The sequence below is a fragment of the Acinetobacter sp. NBRC 100985 genome, assembly GCF_000241225.1.
In the GTDB taxonomy this organism is placed as follows: Bacteria; Pseudomonadota; Gammaproteobacteria; order Pseudomonadales; family Moraxellaceae; genus Acinetobacter; species Acinetobacter venetianus.
This window is the reverse complement of record NZ_BAEB01000031.1, coordinates 1-21,012: the sequence shown is the minus strand read 5'-3', so window position 1 is coordinate 21,012 and position 21,012 is coordinate 1. Positions and strand designations below refer to the sequence as shown.

At 39.0% G+C, this 21,012-nt stretch carries 19 protein-coding genes and 1 pseudogene; 12 read left to right on the top strand and 8 right to left on the bottom strand.

Translation table 11 applies throughout. The annotated features are described in order from the left end of the window. Positions 1-42: 42 nt before the first annotated feature. Complete coding sequence (gene baeS / locus ACT4_RS11775; RefSeq protein ID WP_007482506.1) at positions 43-1,713, bottom strand: sensor histidine kinase efflux regulator BaeS; 1,671 nt, start codon at positions 1,711-1,713, stop codon at positions 43-45. A gap of 131 nt (positions 1,714-1,844) precedes the next feature. On the opposite strand from baeS, the gene ACT4_RS11770 reads away from it, so the two are divergent. Then, positions 1,845-2,219, top strand: a complete 375-nt coding sequence (locus ACT4_RS11770; protein ID WP_007482504.1) for a hypothetical protein — start codon at positions 1,845-1,847, stop codon at positions 2,217-2,219. A gap of 123 nt (positions 2,220-2,342) precedes the next feature. Here the strand turns inward: ACT4_RS11770 and ACT4_RS17325 are convergent, their stop codons facing one another. Next, the gene (locus ACT4_RS17325) at positions 2,343-2,516 is read right to left on the bottom strand and encodes a hypothetical protein (protein ID WP_155598339.1); all 174 of its coding nucleotides are present in this window, start codon (positions 2,514-2,516) and stop codon (positions 2,343-2,345) included. Between ACT4_RS17325 and ACT4_RS11765 the strand changes: the two genes are divergently transcribed. The 3 genes from ACT4_RS11765 to ACT4_RS11755 all read left to right on the top strand — a co-directional run bounded on the left by ACT4_RS11765 (position 2,508) and on the right by ACT4_RS11755 (position 6,874). Next, the gene (locus ACT4_RS11765) at positions 2,508-4,310 is read left to right on the top strand and encodes an acyl-CoA dehydrogenase C-terminal domain-containing protein (protein ID WP_004877288.1); all 1,803 of its coding nucleotides are present in this window, start codon (positions 2,508-2,510) and stop codon (positions 4,308-4,310) included. The two genes, ACT4_RS17325 and ACT4_RS11765, sit on opposite strands and share 9 nt — an antisense overlap. Positions 4,311-4,470: 160 nt before the next feature. Then, positions 4,471-6,252: an acyl-CoA dehydrogenase C-terminal domain-containing protein gene (locus ACT4_RS11760; protein ID WP_004877291.1), complete on the top strand. Its 1,782-nt coding sequence runs from the start codon at positions 4,471-4,473 to the stop codon at positions 6,250-6,252. Between the two features lie 124 nt (positions 6,253-6,376). After that, positions 6,377-6,874 carry a phosphate-starvation-inducible protein PsiE gene (locus ACT4_RS11755; RefSeq protein ID WP_004877295.1) on the top strand — a complete coding sequence of 166 codons (498 nt, stop codon included), beginning with the start codon at positions 6,377-6,379 and terminating at the stop codon, positions 6,872-6,874. A gap of 41 nt (positions 6,875-6,915) precedes the next feature. On the opposite strand, the gene ACT4_RS11750 is transcribed toward ACT4_RS11755, so the two are convergent. After that, positions 6,916-7,281, bottom strand: a complete 366-nt coding sequence (locus ACT4_RS11750) for an RcnB family protein (RefSeq protein ID WP_004877296.1) — start codon at positions 7,279-7,281, stop codon at positions 6,916-6,918. A 151-nt stretch (positions 7,282-7,432) separates the two neighbouring features. Then, positions 7,433-7,918: an RcnB family protein gene (locus ACT4_RS11745; RefSeq protein WP_007482500.1), complete on the bottom strand. Its 486-nt coding sequence runs from the start codon at positions 7,916-7,918 to the stop codon at positions 7,433-7,435. A 171-nt stretch (positions 7,919-8,089) separates the two neighbouring features. Here ACT4_RS11745 and ACT4_RS11740 point away from each other — a divergent pair, with 171 nt between their 5' ends. Then, complete coding sequence (locus tag ACT4_RS11740; RefSeq protein ID WP_171054815.1) at positions 8,090-8,539, top strand: hypothetical protein; 450 nt, start codon at positions 8,090-8,092, stop codon at positions 8,537-8,539. 27 nt (positions 8,540-8,566) lie between these two features. Here ACT4_RS11740 and ACT4_RS11735 read toward each other — a convergent pair whose 3' ends face one another. Both ACT4_RS11735 and znuD read right to left on the bottom strand, forming a co-directional pair. After that, complete coding sequence (locus ACT4_RS11735) at positions 8,567-10,030, bottom strand: phospholipase D family protein (protein WP_007482496.1); 1,464 nt, start codon at positions 10,028-10,030, stop codon at positions 8,567-8,569. A 79-nt stretch (positions 10,031-10,109) separates the two neighbouring features. After that, on the bottom strand, positions 10,110-12,161 hold the full coding sequence (znuD, locus tag ACT4_RS11730) for a zinc piracy TonB-dependent receptor ZnuD (protein WP_007482494.1): 2,052 nt from the start codon (positions 12,159-12,161) through the stop codon (positions 10,110-10,112). Positions 12,162-12,298: 137 nt separating this feature from the next. Between znuD and ACT4_RS11725 the strand changes: the two genes are divergently transcribed. The 5 genes and pseudogenes from ACT4_RS11725 to ACT4_RS11705 all read left to right on the top strand — a co-directional run bounded on the left by ACT4_RS11725 (position 12,299) and on the right by ACT4_RS11705 (position 17,100). Next, positions 12,299-13,063, top strand: a complete 765-nt coding sequence (locus ACT4_RS11725) for a DUF4184 family protein (protein WP_007482492.1) — start codon at positions 12,299-12,301, stop codon at positions 13,061-13,063. A 139-nt stretch (positions 13,064-13,202) separates the two neighbouring features. Beyond that, positions 13,203-14,984: an aspartate--tRNA ligase gene (gene aspS / locus ACT4_RS11720; protein WP_004877310.1), complete on the top strand. Its 1,782-nt coding sequence runs from the start codon at positions 13,203-13,205 to the stop codon at positions 14,982-14,984. Between the two features lie 120 nt (positions 14,985-15,104). Next, positions 15,105-15,326 carry a hypothetical protein gene (locus tag ACT4_RS11715; protein ID WP_004877311.1) on the top strand — a complete coding sequence of 74 codons (222 nt, stop codon included), beginning with the start codon at positions 15,105-15,107 and terminating at the stop codon, positions 15,324-15,326. A 5-nt stretch (positions 15,327-15,331) separates the two neighbouring features. Beyond that, positions 15,332-16,200, top strand: a pseudogene (locus tag ACT4_RS11710) (lysophospholipid acyltransferase family protein). A 102-nt stretch (positions 16,201-16,302) separates the two neighbouring features. Further along, complete coding sequence (locus tag ACT4_RS11705; protein WP_007482487.1) at positions 16,303-17,100, top strand: glycosyltransferase family 32 protein; 798 nt, start codon at positions 16,303-16,305, stop codon at positions 17,098-17,100. Between the two features lie 29 nt (positions 17,101-17,129). Here the strand turns inward: ACT4_RS11705 and ACT4_RS11700 are convergent, their stop codons facing one another. Beyond that, on the bottom strand, positions 17,130-17,849 hold the full coding sequence (locus tag ACT4_RS11700) for a putative nucleotide-diphospho-sugar transferase (protein WP_007482485.1): 720 nt from the start codon (positions 17,847-17,849) through the stop codon (positions 17,130-17,132). Positions 17,850-17,962: 113 nt separating this feature from the next. Continuing rightward, positions 17,963-18,757: a glycosyltransferase family 25 protein gene (locus tag ACT4_RS11695; RefSeq protein ID WP_007482482.1), complete on the bottom strand. Its 795-nt coding sequence runs from the start codon at positions 18,755-18,757 to the stop codon at positions 17,963-17,965. Positions 18,758-19,142: 385 nt separating this feature from the next. Between ACT4_RS11695 and ACT4_RS11690 the strand changes: the two genes are divergently transcribed. Beyond that, positions 19,143-20,048: a hypothetical protein gene (locus ACT4_RS11690; RefSeq protein ID WP_007482480.1), complete on the top strand. Its 906-nt coding sequence runs from the start codon at positions 19,143-19,145 to the stop codon at positions 20,046-20,048. 111 nt (positions 20,049-20,159) lie between these two features. Next, positions 20,160-21,012, top strand: an 853-nt coding sequence (locus tag ACT4_RS11685) for a hypothetical protein (protein WP_007482478.1), incomplete at its 3' end; no start/stop codon positions are given.

The following is a 21,012-nucleotide window of genomic DNA, read 5'->3' as shown; positions in this document are numbered from 1 at the left end:
CTTCCTATTTATCATCCTCAACACTAGAGGATCTATCAATATTTAATTTGCTTTTGGAAAAGTCAATACACAACGCAATCCACCCAGTGGTGAATGATCAAAGCTCAGTGAACCACCTAAGGCTTGCGCTAATTTACATGACAATGCTAAACCTAAACCTGTACCGCCTGTGCTACGTGTACGAGAATCATCGACACGATAGAAACGTTCACCTAAACGTGTCAGTTGCTCATCACTCAGACCATATGGACTATCATCAACATACAGTATCCATTGTTGATCATTTTGTTGAGTGTGAATCTGTATTTTTCCACCTTGCTCAGTGTAACGAACACAGTTACCTAACAAATTGACAATAATCTGCTTCAAACGATCTCGATCTAATGAAAGTTTGGCACCCTCACCTGATAAAGAAACCTCTAATTGGTGCTGTTCAAAGGTTGATCTAAAGTTTTCAACCTCTTGTACAACGACATCCCACGGGTCAACTTCTGAGAAATAACACTTCAATTGTTGAGCATCTGCTTGCGCCAAATCAGCAAGGTCTTGTGTCAACTTCTTCAAACTGCTTACTTGACGCATCATTGCATCCAAATGCTCAGGTGTCGCTTTACGAATCCCATCTTGCATCGCCTCAATTTGAGCTTGCAGTACTGCCAATGGTGTTTTTAACTCATGTGAAGTATCCGCCACCCACTGACGGCGAGACTCTTCATGCTGATGTAGAATATCAGCTAAATGATTCAGTTGATTTGATAAATCACCTAACTCATCATTTCGTTTAATCACAACTTGATGTTGATAGTTACCTCGAGTTAATTCCAAAGTTGCTTTGAGCAGACGCTGAATTGGCTTTTTGAAATAAGTTGCCATCAGCAAAGCTGCAACCAAACTTGAAAGTACAGTTAAGGCATACACAAGCAATAAATAGCGCTTTTGATTACTAAAGAAATTAATACTGGATGCATCTTCCTGATCAAGCACAGGCTTCAAGCCTAAGTAGCCCACAATTTCTTGACCAACCATAATAGGTCGATAAGAAATTTGATCGGTTGTAGGCTCCCCCACGATAAACTGATGTCTATTATCATATAAAGAAAGACGCGAGCTTAAGCCCAATCGATCAGGAATAGCGACAAACTGCTTTTTCCCGTGTTCATTATTCTGATTGAGTTGACTCGTTTGTTTGTTATTCTCTTTTGTATCTTTCTTTAAACGAAATTGGCTTTGACTTAAAGGAAAGCGCAAGCCTTCAAAAGGTTGATATTCCGAAGGCAAATTTTGCTTGAGAATTCTGAGTTCTTCTTCATTAAAAATCTGACGGCTTTTTATTTCTGTACTGTTTTGCGCTAATGTTGGAGATAAGCTGAGTAAGGTATGATCATTAAAATAACGTTGTTGTAATGCAATATCATACTGTCGACGTAACCACCACTGAGACAAGCGATCATAGTCATCTGCCGCCGCAGTTCCTTCAATTTGTAAAATCTGTGCCTGAATCGCATTGCCCCAGTCATGATAAACAGAGTAAACATTGCCTAAATTGGCAATTAAACGGTCTAGCTTCTGCATTTCCACATCTGCGACATAACGAGCAAAGTTCTTTTGCATCGTCCAATGCAATATACCTAAGCTAATCGTTGCGATCAGCAAAGTTGTCAGCAGTACCGTTAAAAATAAGCGTAGGGCGATAGGGACACGACGAACATTCAAAAGCGGAGTCTCAATATTGTTCTATTTATGGATTGTAACCAACATGGTCGAAAAAAACTCTCCATTGTTTCTTCATCTTTATTATCTAATCTTTAACCATCGAATCACAACTGATCACGCTGGATAAAACAATGAATAAGACAAAACTTGTATTAATGACCACTCTACTCGGTTCTGCTCTAGGTTTAGCTGCTTGTCAATCGACAACGCCAGCAGAACAGTCAATGAATCGCGATCATCACCGCCATAATATGCAACGTGCACCGCTTACACCAGAGCAACGTGCTGAGTGGCAAGAAAAACGTGAACAACGATTGGAACAACGCGAACAAATGCGTCAAGAACATCAAGCCCAACGCGCACAGATCGAAAAGGCTTGTCAGGGTAAACGCATTGGTGAACGTGTGAATGTTCAGTGGAAAAATCGTGTAATCGAAGGTACATGTGAAGTTCATTTTACGCCAGATAAATCGCAATTTAAACGTCAGCCAAACGCTACAACCTAATATTCATCTTCCTCACAGGCGCTTTTTAGCGCCTTTTTTTATTTACACAGCTGCTTACGATTTTCAACAAGCTGTTTAAGTAAATTAGAAAAAAAACACCTACAATCTAGGAGCTTAAACAGGTTAAATCACAAACTTTGACTTCGCAGTCACTAAGAAATGACCTGCAAAAGCTTGTACCGAACTATAACTTGTTGCACGATTAGCGGTACAAAATGGTGCCAATTGGGCACATTTATCATTGACTAAGATTTTAACTCTGGTTTCACCAGTATTGAGGAACCCGCTATGCCACAATACAAAGCACCCTTACGTGATATGCAGTTCGTATTGCACGAATTATTAAATGCTGAAGCACATTACGCAAAACTTCCTGCATTTCAAGGCACCGTAAGCCGTGAATTGGTTGATCAATATTTAGAAGCAGCGGCAGATTTCTGTGAGAATGAACTTTCTCCTTTAAACCAAGTGGGTGACCGTGAAGGTTGTACTTGGAATGACGGTGTTGTAACTACGCCTACAGGTTTCAAAGAAGCGTATCAAAAATATATCGAACTAGGCTTCCCTTCTCTTTCTGCTGATGAAGAGTTTGGCGGTCAAGCATTACCGAACTCTTTAGGGATCACGATCTCTGAAATGGTTGGTACTGCAAACTGGTCATGGGGTATGTACCCTGGTCTTTCTCACGGTGCTGTTCGTACGCTTGAACATCACGGTTCTGATGAGCAAAAAGCAACTTATCTTCCAAATCTTGTTTCAGGTGTTTGGACAGGTACGATGTGTTTAACAGAATCTCACGCTGGTTCTGACCTTGGTATTATCCGTACTAAAGCTGAACCAAATGCTGATGGTAGTTATGCAATCTCTGGCGAGAAAATCTTTATCTCTGCTGGTGAGCATGACATGGCTGACAATATCATCCATATCGTTCTTGCACGTTTACCAGGTGCACCTAAAGGCACTAAAGGTATTTCTCTTTTCATCGTACCTAAGTTCCATGTAAATGCTGACGGTTCTGTTGGCGAGCGCAACTCAGTACGTTGTGGTTCTATCGAACACAAAATGGGTATCCACGGTAATGCAACTTGCGTGATCAACTTTGACCAAGCAAAAGGTTACTTAATTGGACCTGAAAACCGTGGCTTAAACTGCATGTTCACATTCATGAACACTGCACGTATTGGTACGGCTGTACAAGGTCTTGCCGCATCTGAAGGTTCTTTCCAAGGCGCGTTAGCGTATGCAAAAGACCGTTTAGCGATGCGTTCACTTTCTGGTCCTAAAGCACCTGAAAAAGAAGCAGATCCAATTATTGTTCACCCAGCTGTTCGCAACATGCTTTTAACTCAAAAGTCATTTGCTGAAGGTGGTCGTGCACTAGTTTACTTACTTGCTCAATATGCAGATATCGTTGAAAAAGGCGAAACTGAAGAAGAGCGTAAGTTTGCAGACAACATCTTGTCATTGTTAACACCAATTGCGAAAGCATTCTTAACTGAAACTGGTTCTGAATCTGCTAAACACGGTGTTCAAGTATTTGGTGGTCACGGCTTTATTTCTGAACACGGTATGGAGCAAATCGTACGTGATACACGTATTGCTTGCTTATACGAAGGTACAACTGAAATCCAAGCACTTGACTTGTTAGGTCGTAAAGTATTGCAAACTCAAGGTGCAATGCTGAAAGACTTTACCAAGATCATCCATAAATTTGTTGAAGCAAACAAAGACAATGCTGCTATGCAAGAGTTCATCGCGCCATTGGCTGCTGCTAACAAAGAATGGGGCGACATCACGATGCAAATCGGTATGCGTGCAATGCAAAACCCTGATGAGGTTGGTGCAGCTGCGGTTGACTACTTATACTTCGCTGGTTATGTAACGCTTGCTTACCTATGGGCTCGTATGGCACTTGTTGCTCAAGAAAAATTAGCTGAAGGTTCAACTGAAGTTGACTTCTACAATGCGAAAATCACAACAGCTCGCTTCTACTTCAAGAAGATCTTGCCACGTGTTCGCTCTCACGTAGACGTACTTTCAACTGGCGTAGCGCCATTGTTTGAACTTGATGCGGAACACTTCGCTTTCTAAACATAGTTTAGAATGAGATGCAACGTTCATCACAGAAAAAGGACTGGTCAGTTTTGACCGTCCTTTTTTTGTTTAATCAATGCTAAATTTACACTATTCATTTATTTGTTCGTTTTATTTGATCACTTTGCACATGACATGTGCGTAGAAGGGAACGATTATGCCAATTTACAATGCTCCTTTAGCAGACATGAAATTCATCTTAAATGATGTATTTAAAGCAGAACAATTTTGGCAGTCTAATGAGAAACTTGCTCATGTAGATGCTGCAACTGCTGAAGCTATTTTAGAAGAAATGGCGAAATTCGCTCAAAACGTGACGCACCCGTTAAACCGTACGGGTGATGAAGAAGGCGCACGTTGGGAAAATGGTGAAGTATTCACTCCAGCTGGTTTCAAAGAAGCTTTCCGTCAATATGCTGAAGGCGGCTGGATCGGCTTAGGTGCTGATGCAGAATGGGGCGGTCAAGAAATGCCAAAAATGCTGACGGTACTTTCTGACGAAATGTTATTTGCGACAAACCCATCATTCATGCTCTACCCGCTTCTTTCAGTTGGTGCTGGTATGGCTTTAAATAGCTATGCCTCACAAGAGCAAAAAGAAACCTATTTACCTAAAATCTACTCTGGTGAATGGTCAGGTACGATGTGCTTAACAGAACCTCATGCGGGTACTGATCTAGGTATTATTAAAACTAAAGCTGAACGCAACGAAGATGGTACTTATAACATCACTGGTACTAAAATCTTCATCACTGGTGGTGACAACGATTTAGCTGAAAATATCATTCATCTCGTATTGGCAAAAACACCTGATGCACCTGCGGGTTCTCGTGGTATTTCTTTATTCATCGTACCGAAGTACCTTGTAAATGAAGATGGCTCTTTAGGTGAACGCAATCCTGTTGGTCCTGGTTCAATTGAACACAAAATGGGGATCAAAGCGTCTGCAACTTGCGTAATGAACTTTGATGGTGCAAAAGGCTACCTCGTTGGTAAAGAAAACGAAGGTCTTGCTGCGATGTTCGTGATGATGAACTACGAACGTTTATCAATGGGTATCCAAGGTCTTGGTGCTTCTGAGTTTGCTTATCAAAATGCAGCTCAATATGCGACTGATCGTTTACAAGGTCGTAGTGCTTCTGGCGTTCAATCACCAAACAAACCAGCAGATAGCATCTTAGTCCATGGTGATGTACGTCGTATGTTGCTTAATGTTCGTGCGAACAATGAAGCATCTCGTGCATTTGCGGTGTATGTTGGTCAACAGCTCGACATCACGAAGTTCTCAACTGATGCTGAAGCTGTGAAGAAAGCCAATGACCGCGTTGCGCTATTAACACCAATTGCAAAAGCGTACCTTACTGATACAGCATTCCAAGCAACTTTAGATGCTCAGATGGTATTTGGTGGTCACGGTTATATTCGTGAATGGGGTATGGAACAATGTATTCGTGATCTTCGTATTGCTCAAATCTATGAAGGAACGAACGGTGTTCAATCACAAGACTTAATCGGTCGTAAAGTGATTAAGAATGGTGGTGCTTTCATCGCTGAATACATCGCTGAAATTCGTGATTTTGCAAATACATTAGATGCTGATTTGAACTTCATCAAAGATGCAACTTTAGATGCTGCAACTGAAGTTGAAGCTGTTACTCAATTCATCATTGAGCAAGCTGCTGAAAATATTGAGTTCCCGAACTCAGCTGCTGTTGATTACTTACATGCAGTTGGTTTACTCAGCTTTAGCTATATGTTCGCAAAAATTGCTGCTGCTGCGAAAGACAAATCTGGTGACTTCTATCAAAACAAACTTGCATTGGCACAGTACTTCGTTACTCGTATCTTGCCAGAATTAGAAGCCCGCATTAAGAAAGTTGAAGCTGGTTCTGACCTCATCATGAACTTCAGCGAAGACTACTTTACAAATCAAGCTTAAATCTAAGCTCTGAATTGAAAACGGTCTAAATCAAACGATTTAGGCCGTTTTTTATTACTGCAACAAATTCAGCATAAAATTTGCATAACAAACTCATATACCTATATTGAGTAGCCTAATCTTTATGTCGAACTCGAAAGAAAAACTTGAAAATTTAGAGCGTTTATTGGATCGCTTTGGTCACTATGCCGTTGAAGCTTTTCATTATCTCGCGCTGTTTATCATTGGCTGTATGATTGCATGGTCAGCCGTTCATACTGTCATCGAGATTCTAACCATTAAACAGTACGCAACGATTGATGACATCTTATTGTTATTTATCTATCTTGAACTCGGTGCAATGGTCGGGATTTATTTTAAAACCAATCATATGCCCGTTCGTTTCTTGATTTATGTTGCAATTACAGCACTTACTCGTTTATTGATTGCAGATATTCAGCACAATCACAAAGCTTCGATGGACTTGGTCATTATTACAGGATCAATCTTAATTTTGGCTTTGGCAATTCTTGTTGTTCGTTTTGCTTCATGGCACTACCCTTCGGTGATTCGTGGTAAAAAGCATGAACAGCAACTTCCTGCGAATAAAACACCACAGCCTCAAGATGATGAATTGGCCTAAATAAAAAAGCAGGCTTGAATGCCTGCTTTTGATTATGCGTATTATGCAACGCGATAGACACGATATTTCGAATCCACCAATACATATTTACCTTGAACTTGCATCCAGTTATATCCACGAGGTGGCGTGTATAAGCGGTGATAACGGTAATTCGACACGATAAAACGTTTGTTGCGATATTCTGACGGTAAACGCTCTCCACGTTTAAAATTAATACGTTGACCATAATGATTACCACGATCACCATTTGACCAACGTGGTTGATCTCGATGCTCGTATCGATCATAACGTTGATCATAGCGGTGCTTGTAATCATGGTGATTATCCCAACGATTTGAATCCGCCATAGCAGATGCTGACACACCTAACATTAAAGTTGATACGAGTAAAACGACTGCCTTTTTCATTGTTTGATCCTCAGTTTTGATCTGAAATCAGATTAAGAGAAACTCAAGGAGAAACCATGAATAAAACCAATGACATTGCAAAGCTTTGTAATAAAATCCAAGAAAATATGGAGAACCTATTTTCAACCAAGAAATGAAAATTACCTGAAAATCAGCGAATAATTTCAATTCTAAAATTATCATCAGTCACCAAAAGATAACGACCGTCAATCATCACCCAATGGCGACCTCTTGGCGATTCACGCAAAGAATAGCTATCCCAATCCCGAATCACATATCGCTCACTACGAAACTCGCTCGGTAATTCATTACCAACAACAAAAGACTCTCTACGATAGCTGTGCTCATATTGCGTATCTGGATAATATTCAATCCGAACACCAGGTCGTTGATGCGGATAGGGATAATAATTATTTTGATTAGGCTGATAATAGTAGCCTTTCGGTGGTGCAGTCGGTGTATAGCGCTGATTTGAAAATGCAAACGGATCTTGTGCAGGTTGCTGATACGTTGGTGTTTGAGGATATGAACGTCTTTCCGAACCTGTGTATCCCCCCCAATTATTTGCATAAGCTAAAATAGGAAGATAACTCAAGATACCAACCAAACTATAGATATGAAATTTAGATTGTTTCATCTGCATCTCCCTAAAAATCAGAGTATCCTTTTATTTTAGAATAAAAAAGCAGCATATCTGTTGTAATAATATTTTTTCAGATTAAGTGCCCTATTCAATGGATTAGCTGTACTGACTTCATCAGAGATCGAGATATGTTAAGATCGTTTTTTTGGTTTTGAGGCAATGTCTGTGTCTGAAATGAATTTTGATCGTCTCTATCAATTTTTCTGCAAAGTTCCGAGTGTGCAAGAATCTCGAATTGTGGCACATGGTGCAGATGGTCAACATGCGTGGTGGTTCAAATTCAATATTGATGTCGAACATCCACTGGCATGGCAAACAGTTCAAGAGCTTGGGCATGTGCTGAATTACTTATCTACAAACGAACGTTTACCGACACTATTTTTTCCAGTATCTCCACCACCTTATATGAATGGTGAAGCCAAAGACTTCTTGGCATGGGTGATCCAGTGTAATCATCCTGAATTTAATCCAGATGTTGTTTGTGACTGGTTAGAGGCACGTCTCCCCACCCCAGTTGAAGATGAAAGCCAGTGGAAAATCAAAACTGATTTAAGTGGACTGGATCAGATGGCTGATAAAGATTTGGATGAACTTATTCCACCAAATCCACAATAAAAAAAGAGGCTTAACGCCTCTTTTCTTTTAGAAGGTCGACAATCCTGACCATTCCATAAAACGATAGATCCAGTATTTGGTTTTCGATTCATCTGCATATTTTGAATAATCAACCGTCACCTGACGACCATTGGCATTTGTCCATGCTGCATCAAAATACTGCCCTGCATCTTTAAATACTTGTGCTTGCACTGAGCCAACCACGCGAAAATCTGTTTCAAGATTATAATTTTTCAGGTTACGTGCAGTAAGGTTTGCAGAACCCAAAATCAGCTCAGCTTGCTGGTTATTGTATTTGACCAACATTTTGCTATGGCACTGTTCGCCATGCGTATCACACCAGCGAATTGGAATTCCTGCTGCATTGAGTTCCGAAGCGACTTGACGATTTGGAATACCATTTTTTTGGCGGCCAAATGCGTCTTTATTCGGATCAAGTAGGACTCGGATGTTCACACCACGTTGCTGGGCCTGCTTTAAAGCATCAATAATATGACGTTCAGATAAATAGAACATTGCCATATCGATATACTCTTTACTTTTCGCTGTCTCAATCATTTTTAAAACAGCATCATAAATCGCTTTCTCAGTCAGGACTTGAACTTGAGGTAAACTTTTATCTTCTGTTAATCCACCCATAATCACAAAAGGACTTGAACCTTTCGACATATTGGCAACAGTTTGTTCAGTTTGCAGGACATCAATCGCGGTTGCACCATCAACAACTAAAGCCACATTACTATGATGAGAACTACCATCATGGGGGTTAGCAGAAGTGACTAAACTTTTCCAACCTTGGGCAGTATCCACAACCAACGTTTTCCGATGATTCGCCTTGAAGTTAAATAATTCTAAATAACTGCGTAAAGTAATCTTTTCATTACCAAAAGGATTGCTTAACCATCCCCCCTCAGGATTATTCCCCAAGTTTTGGCAACAGATATACCAAAGACCTGACCAAAGTGGATTTGAAGCACGTAATGGTTTTAAATCGGTTTCAATGACATCAACACCCGCTTGACGTAACTGAGCATAATGCTTAGGTGTCATCCCACCATAGACAGAATTGATTGGGTCAGTGATGACCACAATTTCAATCGCAGGATTTAATTTGCGTTTCACAATCAATGCATCAGTCAGCTCTTGCATTAATGGAAATTGTTTAACTTTCGAGTCCCCAACCTCTTGATTGAACAAAAACATATCTAAGACGATGGTTGTTTGTGCTTGATCAATTAACTGAAACACTTCTTTAAATATATGTTGATCAACTTGTTGCTGACCTTGCGCATCCATATAAGTCTGATCAGCCAAGAACTTTACATTGGCATGACGTAGTTGCCCCGTAAAATCCAAGCCTTTCGGGAGCGGTTTTACAGTGTGATAAATCGCCGAAGCAATGTACCCAATCGCAAAAATACTCAATATGACTGCCATGTAACGTCGACCTGACCAGTTTAATTTTCGATGGATTCGTTGGAAGATACGCATATAAACAAAAAAAGCCCTAGCCTAATGGTTTAAGGCTAGAGCTTATACTTTGATTTTTCAATAAGATTTAAGTGAAAAATTAGAAGCTAAAATTAACACCGACGGTAAAGTTACGTCCCACTTGTGGAATCGTCGAAAGGAACGAAGCATGTTGATAAACTTGGTCATCTAACAGATTGTTCGCATTTAGGAACACGCGATAATCTCCAACATTGCTGTATTGCCCAGAATACGCTACACCAAGATTAAGCATGTTATAGCTTTGTGTATCTGTCTCATATGCAGCAATCTTATCTTGTTGGAAGACATGATAATACTCAGCAGAACCACTAAAGCCATCACCAAAGTCTGCATTGACTTTCGTACCTAAGCGACCAGCTGGAACACGAGGAGCATTTTCATTATCAATCTTACCGCGAACATAATCACCAAATACGCCAAGCTTATAGATTGAAGAAACTTGATAATTCGCCTCTGCTTCAGCACCATAGAAACGTGCTTTATCTTGGGTATATTGCACTAAGCGGAAGTCTTTATAACGATCTAAGGTTTGTGCATAGATATAATCATCAAACCAGTTATGATAGACATGAACATGATAATCAAATTTGTCATTATCAAAATGGAAACCAAGCTCCACATTATTTGATTTTTCTTTACCAAGTTGATCATTGCCTAATTCATAGGTATTGGTTGCGAAGTGACCACCATCTGCATAAAGCTCTTGAGCCAGTGGCAAACGTTCTTGATGAGATGCCACAAAAGATAATTTATAGTCTGGTGCGAACTCCCAATTTGCGGCACCTGAAACAGAAAAGGCTGAACCGTCAAAATTCTTTTTACTCGAATCTTCAATATCAATTTTTTGCTGATCTGCACGTGCAGCTAACTCAATATGTACATCATTAAATTGCGCATGCTCTAAACCAAACACACTCCATTTTTTTGTTGTGTTCGGAGCTAAGAATGCTTCTTCGCCCGTTAATTCTAATTTTTGTTGATTATATTGCGTACCTATCACCCCTTCCCAAGGTCCAATTGGATTGTGTACTAACTCTAAACGCCCATCGTAACCTTTATTTTTAAAGCGTGTTGCAATGGTATCTTCTTCGATTTCATCATGTTGATAATCAGTATAGCTTGCTTGAGCACGTAACTTTTTAAAGCCCGCAAATGGATCATCTAGCTCGGTACGGAAATCATATCGTTCAGACTTCAAATCAATCCAAGGCCCTGCATCATGTGCATGTTCTTCATGGTCATGATCATCCTCATCACCATGATCATGGTCTCCACAATGTAGACTTAGACCATGTAAATGACAGCTCTCATACTCATGACTATGCCCTGGCAGACCGTATTTATCTTGACGGTTGCTATATGAAATGCCTGTAAAGCCTCGATCATAAATCCAAGACAAACCAACATTCACTGTTTGCCCTTCGGCAAAGGTATTGTCGACACGACGCTCTTTTTCACCTTCATGGAAATAATTTGGGGCAATATAATCATTTGCCTCACGCTTTAAGCCTTCAACACGTAAAGCAACTTGATCACCTAAACCAACAGTAACACCCGCAGTTGCTAATTTTTCATCACTTCCAGTGTTGTAACGTAAACCAACGTTACCTTCATAGCCTTTTTCTGGCATTTGTGTTGGGAGTTTACTGTCATTGACATTGACCAAGCCACCCACAGTGCCTGCACCAAACAATAATGTCGATGGACCACGAATCACTTCAACTTGCTTTGCAAGTGCTGGATCAACCGTAACCGCATGGTCAGGTGATAAAGTAGAAACATCAATATTTTCAGAAGAATTCTGCAAGATTTTTACGCGTGGTCCATCTTGACCACGAATCACAGGTCGACTAGAACCCGCACCAAACTGATTGGATGCAATTCCAGTCTCACCACTAAGTGCCTCACCAATCGTAACAGCACCTTGAGCAAGGCGCTTTTGATCCACAACAGTATCTGCAACTGCAAAATCTTTCGATGTTTGCTCTAGTGGGTGCGCTTTAATTCGTATTGTTTCTAAAGTTTGAACTTCTTCATTTTCAGCAGCGAAAGTCGGTAAAGCGACAACAGCTAAAATAGATAAGGTCAAAATATTCTGTGGAAATGACATACCATGTCTCGAATCAGTTTATCGATATTTTTGTTATATTATAACATTTCATTTATTTTGCAATAAAAAACATAGTTGCAAATTACATTTGCTACACTGCTTCTCCACGATTTTATGAAGGCTCGTTTTCAAACGATATGCCATTTACCCTTTCACATGCCGTTTTAGCACCACCTTTATCCAAATTTAGCAAAGGTCAGCTCCCCATTGCTGCTCTCGCAATTGGTTGTATGGCGCCAGATTTATATCGCCTTTTCACAACTGAAACGATTGCACTTACACATCAATGGTCAGGTTTGTTATTTCCGAATCTGCCAATTGGATTATTTTTTTGTTTATTGTGGTATCTGCTGTACCGTCCTGTGATCTATCGTGTTTTAGCTATACAGCATTCTCTCAATATCCATTGTTTTGATCAGTTTGTTGCCTTTAGTTTGATGAGCTGTGTTTCAATTGTGATCGGTGCAGCGACGCATTTGATTTGGGATGGGCTTACCCATCTTGATTTCCGTACATTTGCATTTAAAAAAGCACTTGCCCAAGAAGTTTCTTTGTGGGGTCTGAATTATCCTTTACATTTTATTTTGCAAATTGTCTCATCCGTCTTGACCTTACCGATCTTGCTATGGATGTGCCTTAACTATTATCAAAGCCACAAACAGCACATTCACATACCAATTCAACTAAGATTATTTTTTCTATTAAGTTTACTCGTATCTATAACCGCGGGGCTTTGCGCTGTATGGAATTTACACGTGCAAATTCCAGCTGAGCGTTGGAACAGTGAACGCTATTTTTATATCGGTAGGTCTATAAATGAATTCTCTCAAACTGGACTTATTCTCATGAGTATTACTTGTTTATTGTTGTTATTTTTTGATCGTAGAAGCCGTTTGGGTTAGTTTTCCAACATTGTATTGTTTGGAAAATATTAAGACTTGAGACAATACGTTCAACAAGGCATAATCTCTCCTTCATTGGTGGTGCGCTGTTTACGCATTCACCTTCTACAGCCAATATAGTTTGGATATATAATTCAATATGATGCGCACTCATTACTGCGGCTCTCTTACTGAAGCCCAAATCGATCAAACAGTAACTTTATGCGGATGGGTTCACCGTCGCCGTGACCACGGTGGTGTGATTTTCCTTGATATGCGTGACCGTGATGGTTTAGTTCAAGTCGTTATCGACCCTGATACCCCAGAAGCATTCGCAACAGCTGATAAAGCACGCTCTGAATTTGTTTTGAAAATTACAGGTCGCGTTCGTCGCCGTTATGAAGGTACTGAAAATGCCAACATGGTGAGTGGTCAAATTGAAGTTTTAGGTAAAGAGATCGAAGTTCTTGCAGCTTCTGATACTCCGCCATTCCCATTGAATGACGAAAATACCAATATTTCTGAAGAAATTCGTTTGAAATATCGTTTCTTGGACATCCGTCGTCCTGAAATGTTAGAGCGTTTACGTTTCCGCTCTAAAGTAACTAATCTTATTCGTAACTATTTCGAAGATCACGGTTTCTTAGACGTTGAAACACCAATTTTAACACGTGCGACACCAGAAGGTGCGCGTGACTACTTAGTCCCAAGCCGTGTTTCAAATGGTAGCTTCTATGCGCTTCCACAATCACCACAGTTGTTCAAACAGTTGTTAATGGTGGGTGGTATTGATCGTTATTACCAAATAGCTAAATGTTTCCGTGACGAAGATTTACGTGCGGATCGTCAGCCTGAATTTACCCAAATCGACGTTGAAACATCGTTCATGAGTGACGATGACATCATGGATTTAATGGAAGGCTTAACGGTTAAAATGTTCAATGAATTATTGAATGTAAAATTCGATAAATTTGAACGTATGACATATGCAGACGCAATGCGTGACTATGCATCTGACAAACCAGATATGCGTATTCCATTGAAATTAATTGACGTTGCAGATTTGATGCAAGACGTTGAATTCAAAGTATTCGCTGGTCCTGCAAAAGATCCTAAAGGTCGTATCGTTGCTTTACGTGTACCTGGCGCAGGTTCACTGCCACGTAGTGCAATCGATGAATACACTAAATTCGTTGGCATCTATGGTGCGAAAGGCTTGGCTTACATCAAAGTCAACGAACTTGAAAAAGGTATCGAAGGTCTTCAATCTCCAATCGTTAAATTCATCGAGCCAATCGTGCTTGATCTATTAAAACGAGTTGGTGCTGAAAATGGCGACATCGTATTCTTCGGTGCGGATAAAGCCAAAGTTGTAAACGATGCGATGGGCGCACTTCGTGTGAAAATCGGTCATGACTTGAATCTTTCAACTTGTGAATGGGCTCCTCTTTGGGTAGTCGACTTCCCAATGTTCGAAGAAACTGATGATGGCAAATGGACATCTGTTCACCATCCATTCACACTACCAAAATCAAGTGTTGAAGAAGTTAAGAACAATCCAGGTGAAGCACTTTCTGTAGCCTACGACATGGTACTTAACGGTACTGAAATCGGTGGTGGTTCACTGCGTATCTATACTTTAGAAATGCAAAAAGCGATTTTTGAAGCTTTAGGTATCGGCGAAGAAGAAGCAGAAGAGAAATTCAGTTTCTTATTGAACGCATTGCGTTATGGTGCGCCTCCACACGGTGGTTTGGCATTCGGTCTTGACCGTTTGATCATGCTCATGACAGGTGCATCGTCTATTCGTGATGTGATTGCATTCCCGAAAACTAAGACAGCTGAATGTCCATTGACTCAAGCCCCAGCTCCAGTTGAAGCAAATCAATTGCGTGACTTAGGTATTCGTTTACGTGAAAAACCAAAAGCTGAAGAAAAATAATTTTCTCAGTTTGTATAAAACCCTGCGCTATGCAGGGTTTTTTTTATATTACATGGTTTTACTTTGCGAACATGCTTGCTAGTGGCATAATAAGCTGCTTTTTATTGAGAGGTCGGTCCTATGGCGATGCGTTCTGATGTGCGTCGACACGCAATTGTGCTTATTGTGTTTTCTTTGGCACAGTGGTTTTTCATGCGCTATATCTTAGCAAATGAACTTTTCAATATGGACACCAATCAACGTATCTTATACTTCTGCGTAAGTAGTCTTGTCGGTGCACTACTCATTTTTGTCGCATTGATTTATATGGTTCTCAAAGGCAACGCAGATAAACAAGACTAGGCACGATGTCCTTTTACGTAACTCTCCTTCGCATTTTACCTTTAACATTTTTGCGTAGTATCGCAAAAGTGGTAGCTTATTTTATCAACCAAAATCCTGATAAAAGCATGCTGTGGAAAACTAGAGTCAATCTTGGCTTAGCTTACCCAGAATTAAGCATAGAAAAAAAGAGCAGCTTGCTCGAGAGAGTGTGACCAAGCAATGTCTGAGTTATATCGAGTCTGGGAAATGTTGGGCAATGCCTCCTGAATGGAGCATCCAACAGATTCATACCGTGCATCACTTGGAAGTACTGACAAATGCTCTTAGCGACCCTCGTGGTGCACTGATCATCACCCCCCATCTAGGCACTTGGGAAATGATGAATGCATGGGTGAATCAATATGGTACTCCCACGATCATGTATAAACCAATGAAAGATAGTGGTTTTAATGCATTTGCTTTACATGCTCGACAACGACTGAATGCCACCTTAGTACCTACTGATGCTTCGGGTGTCAAAGCGCTATTTAAGAATCTAAAACAAGGTGGTTTCAGTGTGATTCTGCCTGACCATGTTCCCGATCCTTCTGGCGGTGTCGTGGTGCCCTTTTTCAGAATCCCCTGCCTCACCAGTACACTTGCCAGTAAAATGGCGCAAAAAACTCAATGTCGTCTGGTGGGATTAAGCTGTTTCCGTCGTGAGGATGGTGAAGGTTTTGATGTCTACTGTGATGATCTCAATGATCCTGAACTTTATGATCGCGATATTGAAATTGCAACAACAGCATTGAATAGAACCGTTGAGCAAATGATTAATCGCTTTCCTACTGAATATATGTGGGGCTATAAAAGGTTCAGAGGTGATTTAGAAAATAAAGATTATTATAAATAAACTTTATTTTTCATGCATACCCTTATTTTTAAATAGTATTTATATTCAAACTGGTCCTCATAAAGTGCTATATTTCATTAATTTTCAAAACTTTTATTTATTATGATTCCTAAGATTATTCATTATTGTTGGTTTGGTGGAAAACCGATACCAGACCATCTACAAAAATATATCAGTGATTGGAGTCAAAAATGTCCAGACTGGGAAATAAAACTTTGGAATGAAGAAAGCTTTGATGTCGATCAGCATATTTTCACTCAAACTGCGTACCAACAACGTAAATATGCTTTCGTATCTGATTATGTTCGTGCTTGGGCATTACATGAGTTTGGTGGTGTCTATCTAGATACAGATGTAGAACTTAAGCATCCTCTTGACGATTTTCTAGCATGTGAAGCCTTTAGTGGATTTGAGTCAATTAATCTTCCCTTTACTGCGGTGTGGGGAGCTATTCCATACCACAGCTTAAGCAAGGAGATTCTCTCCTATTACCACAATAAAACTTACTCAGATCAAGAACCGCCAAATACCTCTTTTATATCTGATATTATTTCCGAAAAATTTAAAATTGATAGAACTAAAGACATCAATCAAAGTGGTTCTAATGGACATCACACACTACATATTTATGCATCACATTATTTTTGTTTAGACCTTCCGGTTAATTATGCAACCCATCATTTTATTGGCTCATGGTTGCAAGATAAAAATGGAAAGAAACCTTACAAACAACAATTACATAATAAATATTACCTATCAAAATTAGAAGATGATTTTTTATTAGAGAAAAGACAGCTAAAAGACTTAGCTAAAAAAATCAATTTTTCTCAGCTTTTTCTCATTATTCGATATTTTGTACGATCTATTATTAAAAAAATAAGTAATAAAAAGGCTCTATAAATATAGAGCCTTTTTATTCATTGACACATTTAAATCAAATCATCAATGGTAAGACGAATATCAATACCAAGGCTTTCTGCTCGATTATTGACAACATTATGGCGCCCAACAATCTTTCTGGTACTTTTTAATAAATAAGGGATTCGCATCAACCATTGATGGAAACTATTTCTACGCTGGTACTTATCAATCCAACGCTTGTCACGACTTGCTTGAAGTTGTTCAATGATTGGCTCAACGCTATCACCATAAGTACGTCTTGATGTATCGAAGATAAAGGTATAATTGGGTGGCAATTTATTCAGCGTAATTCGCTTCTCTTCAACCCACTCATCAACAAGTTCTTGTAGCACCACTTGATCCCAACGATCCGGTTGATTTAACTGTCTACGCTCCCATTCATCCATCAATAATCGAGCATTTGGCGTATCATTAATAAATACTGTACTACTAATCAAACGTGTACCATTGATATAGTGCACTGCGATATCTTCTTGAAGCGATTCAAAAAAAGGACGAATATCCTTAAGAATAATAGCGTCAGCATCTACAAATAGAATAGGACCTTTTAGGTCTCGTCTCTTACCTGCAATGAATGTTGGTTTAAAGGCGATGATCTTTTGCCAGTCATCTTTTGAAAACTCACTGAACTGAACATTGATATCAAATTTTTCAGCTGAACGTTGCAAAATTTGGGCATGCTTTCTATATAATTTGTCATCGGTATGAAAGCCAAAAATTGTTAGCATAAAAGCCCTATGCACTATGAAAAAATAAAAGATAATCTTAATTTCTCACAGTGCCTTAGTCAACATCACCAGTCTTTAAGATCAAATAAAACCTATATAAATCAAACAGTAAATTACTTAAATTTAATCTTAACAATTGACTCTGCTTTTACAAAGCGAATCAATTGAGCAGACAGTCGGACAAACTCTCTCGTAATTTTGTCTTTAAACATCAATTTATGATTTACTCGAATATTATTCCCTTTTCGTAACTTACGGTCTTGAGATAAATAACTCGGGAAATTTGTCTTATCTCGCATCAAAATAAAGTCTTGAATACAAACAGCAGGAGACATCTGATAAACATCATATTTACCCTGTCGCAAATAATCTTTAAACATAATGTGGTCAATAGGAATCAATTTCTTATAGCTTTGAATAAATGCCAATAACGCTTTAGCCCCCTGATTTGATAAAATATACCCTCCAGTCCCCATATGTTTTGACTTAAGTGGCATCAACTTACGATTGATACATTTAATTTGTTTTAGCTTTATTGAGGTTGTTACCTTTGGATAAAATGCTTCAACTTTTATAATATGTCCATCTTCAGGAATCCACTCAGTTCTCGAAAGAACCTTCGCTGCTTGTTCGCCCAAATAAATATCATCTTCAAAAATACCAATGAAATCTAAATTCTGATCAACGACTGTTTTCCACAAAACCACATGGCTTAATAAACAAGCAATTTCCCCAGGTCTTAAATCTGTTGTTTTAATATCTAATAATAAATCTGCAGCAACTTGGTTAATTCGGTCAGGCGTAATTGCATCAAAGAAATCAAATGCAACCTGATGTTTTCCAAACTCCGATACGATATGTTTGCGACGCTCTTGAGCATTAGCAAGACTAATAACAAAATTTTTCATAATTTCATCTAAAGATAGTTTCTCTTAAATAGAGAAAGAGCTTAAAAATTATTTTACCGTTATGTATAAAATATATGTTTAATATTATTACATTTTAAAAATAATTAAATATAAATATTTTTCCATTTAAATAAAAATCTGTATATTTTTACGTCTTTTTGTAGTACTTAAAGTTAAAACGTTAATTTTTGTCTTTTTTGGCAGTCATTGATTTAAGCTTTTGATTTTATTTAGATGTTATATATAAGCTTGATAGCATCAGCACTAGAAAATTTAGGAGGCAATTATTACAATAGGGAGTAGAGTCGTTGCTGTACCGTTCTCTAAGTAACGGGATCTCTTTTTTGTTGTATTGATTCTTATAATTTATGAAAAGTGTGTAAATATGAATAGCGAAGCAATTAAAATTTTTGTGGGTTGCGACCCTAACAACTGTGATCTTGAACAGATGATGGTATTAGATTATAGCGTTCGTAAACACACGCAACACCCAGTTGAAATTATATGGATGCAACTCAGCCATGATCCCGAAAGCCCGTGGTATACCAATCAAGCAACTGGCGAAGGATGGCATACAGAAAAATGGGCAACACCTTTTTCAGGTTTTCGTTGGGCGATTCCAGAATCATGTAACTTTCAAGGGCGTGCAATCTACATGGATGCCGATGTCGTCGTTTTATGTGATATCGTGGAGTTGTGGGCGCATCCAAAAGCTGAAGATGCGATCGTGATTGCCAAAGGAGGCAAAAATTCAGCTCGCCTATGTACATGTGTTTGGGACTGCGAGAAAGCTAAGCAATATTTACCTGCTTTAAAAGACATTCAAGCTGATCCTGATGGCCACAAAAAGCTAATGCAACTTTTGAAAGATAAGCCTGAGCTAGTTCAACCTTACCAAGACTCTTATAATAATATTGATGGTGAAGGTCTCGCTGCTGAGCAGATTAAAATTCTGCACTATTCAGACATGGGTACACAGTTTAGTCACAAATATTCCCTACCACGCTTAGAGGCATCAGGACAAAAACATTGGTTTGATGGAAAAATCATGCCACATCCAAGACAAGATCTCACGGAGCTATTTGATCAGTATTACAACGAAGCTTTAGCGGCAGGTTATCGCCCAGAGAGTTATAAAGTAGAACCTTTTGGGGACTTTTCTAAAGCGACACAAATCAATTATCACGGCAATAAAGTGACTCGTCCAGAAGATGAAAAGAGCTGGTTCACTCGCTCTATCGATAGTCTTAAATCAAAGTTCAAGAAGAAAAGCTTCTCTCTTGATGATTAATAGATATTAGGGAGATTGTCATAGTACAATCTCCCTCTCCATACTTTTCTAGTCCTGACTGTTTTTACGATAATAAACAGATTTTTAGCTTAATCATTGCTGAGTTTTTAAATGCTTCCATCTCTTTCAGATACTTTATTACGAAACATTTATAAATTCATTTATAAGATTTTTTACCCAAAAACATATAAACACAATCGTCGTTTCTGGCCGCTTTATCGTGTACAACGTAATGAACATGGTCGTTTAGAAAAAGTTTATTTTAAGAACCAGCTCGTTTCAGATAATTTGATGATTCAACCCTCAACAACTTCAAAGTGCATGTTGATTGCAACAGGGCCTTCTATCCAGCAGCTTCCAAATGAAGTTTTTCAAAAAACAGATATAGACTATATCGGCGTGAATGGTGCGATTGCTTTGGACAATATCCATTACAACAGCTATATCATCATTGACCATAATTTTGTGGATGCTCGCTTTGATTTGGTAGAGAAAGTACTGCAAAGCAATTGTACTTTTTACACCACACCTCGTTGTCTAGATATGATTCTTAGACGAATTAAATTTACAGATATTCAATGTAGTATCAAAACTATCGAAACAATCACTAGAGACCTCATGGAAGTGTTTCTTGATGAAGAAATGCTCGTGAATAAAACGGCAGAACACTTTTTCATTCACGATGATTTTGGTTTCTCAAAAGACATTTTTAACGGCACATTTGATTACTTTACCGTTGCCTATGTCGCCCTACAAATTGTTAACTCGCTCAACTACACAGAAATTTTTATTGCTGGCTTAGATATGAGCAATTTTTCTAAACCACGCTTCTATGAAACAACTGATGATAAGCAGCCAACGTTACTCGACATACATAGCGAGACTGTATTACGTGCGTTTGATACGGCTGCATTATTTTTTAAAGAACATCAAATCAACGTTTACAATCTTTCTCCAAACAGTG

Bases quoted from the DNA above. Each gene is read 5' to 3' on its own strand.
- ACT4_RS11770 (WP_007482504.1), top strand. From the start codon at position 1,845: ATGAATAAGACAAAACTTGTATTAATGACCACTCTACTCGGTTCTGCT.
- ACT4_RS11765 (WP_004877288.1), top strand. From the start codon at position 2,508: ATGCCACAATACAAAGCACCCTTACGTGATATGCAGTTCGTATTGCAC.
- ACT4_RS11760 (WP_004877291.1), top strand. From the start codon at position 4,471: ATGCCAATTTACAATGCTCCTTTAGCAGACATGAAATTCATCTTAAAT.
- ACT4_RS11755 (WP_004877295.1), top strand. From the start codon at position 6,377: ATGTCGAACTCGAAAGAAAAACTTGAAAATTTAGAGCGTTTATTGGAT.
- ACT4_RS11750 (WP_004877296.1), bottom strand. From the start codon at position 7,281: ATGAAAAAGGCAGTCGTTTTACTCGTATCAACTTTAATGTTAGGTGTG.
- ACT4_RS11745 (WP_007482500.1), bottom strand. From the start codon at position 7,918: ATGAAACAATCTAAATTTCATATCTATAGTTTGGTTGGTATCTTGAGT.
- ACT4_RS11735 (WP_007482496.1), bottom strand. From the start codon at position 10,030: ATGCGTATCTTCCAACGAATCCATCGAAAATTAAACTGGTCAGGTCGA.
- znuD (WP_007482494.1), bottom strand. From the start codon at position 12,161: ATGTCATTTCCACAGAATATTTTGACCTTATCTATTTTAGCTGTTGTC.
- ACT4_RS11725 (WP_007482492.1), top strand. From the start codon at position 12,299: ATGCCATTTACCCTTTCACATGCCGTTTTAGCACCACCTTTATCCAAA.
- aspS (WP_004877310.1), top strand. From the start codon at position 13,203: ATGATGCGCACTCATTACTGCGGCTCTCTTACTGAAGCCCAAATCGAT.
- ACT4_RS11715 (WP_004877311.1), top strand. From the start codon at position 15,105: ATGGCGATGCGTTCTGATGTGCGTCGACACGCAATTGTGCTTATTGTG.
- ACT4_RS11705 (WP_007482487.1), top strand. From the start codon at position 16,303: ATGATTCCTAAGATTATTCATTATTGTTGGTTTGGTGGAAAACCGATA.
- ACT4_RS11700 (WP_007482485.1), bottom strand. From the start codon at position 17,849: ATGCTAACAATTTTTGGCTTTCATACCGATGACAAATTATATAGAAAG.
- ACT4_RS11695 (WP_007482482.1), bottom strand. From the start codon at position 18,757: ATGAAAAATTTTGTTATTAGTCTTGCTAATGCTCAAGAGCGTCGCAAA.
- ACT4_RS11690 (WP_007482480.1), top strand. From the start codon at position 19,143: ATGAATAGCGAAGCAATTAAAATTTTTGTGGGTTGCGACCCTAACAAC.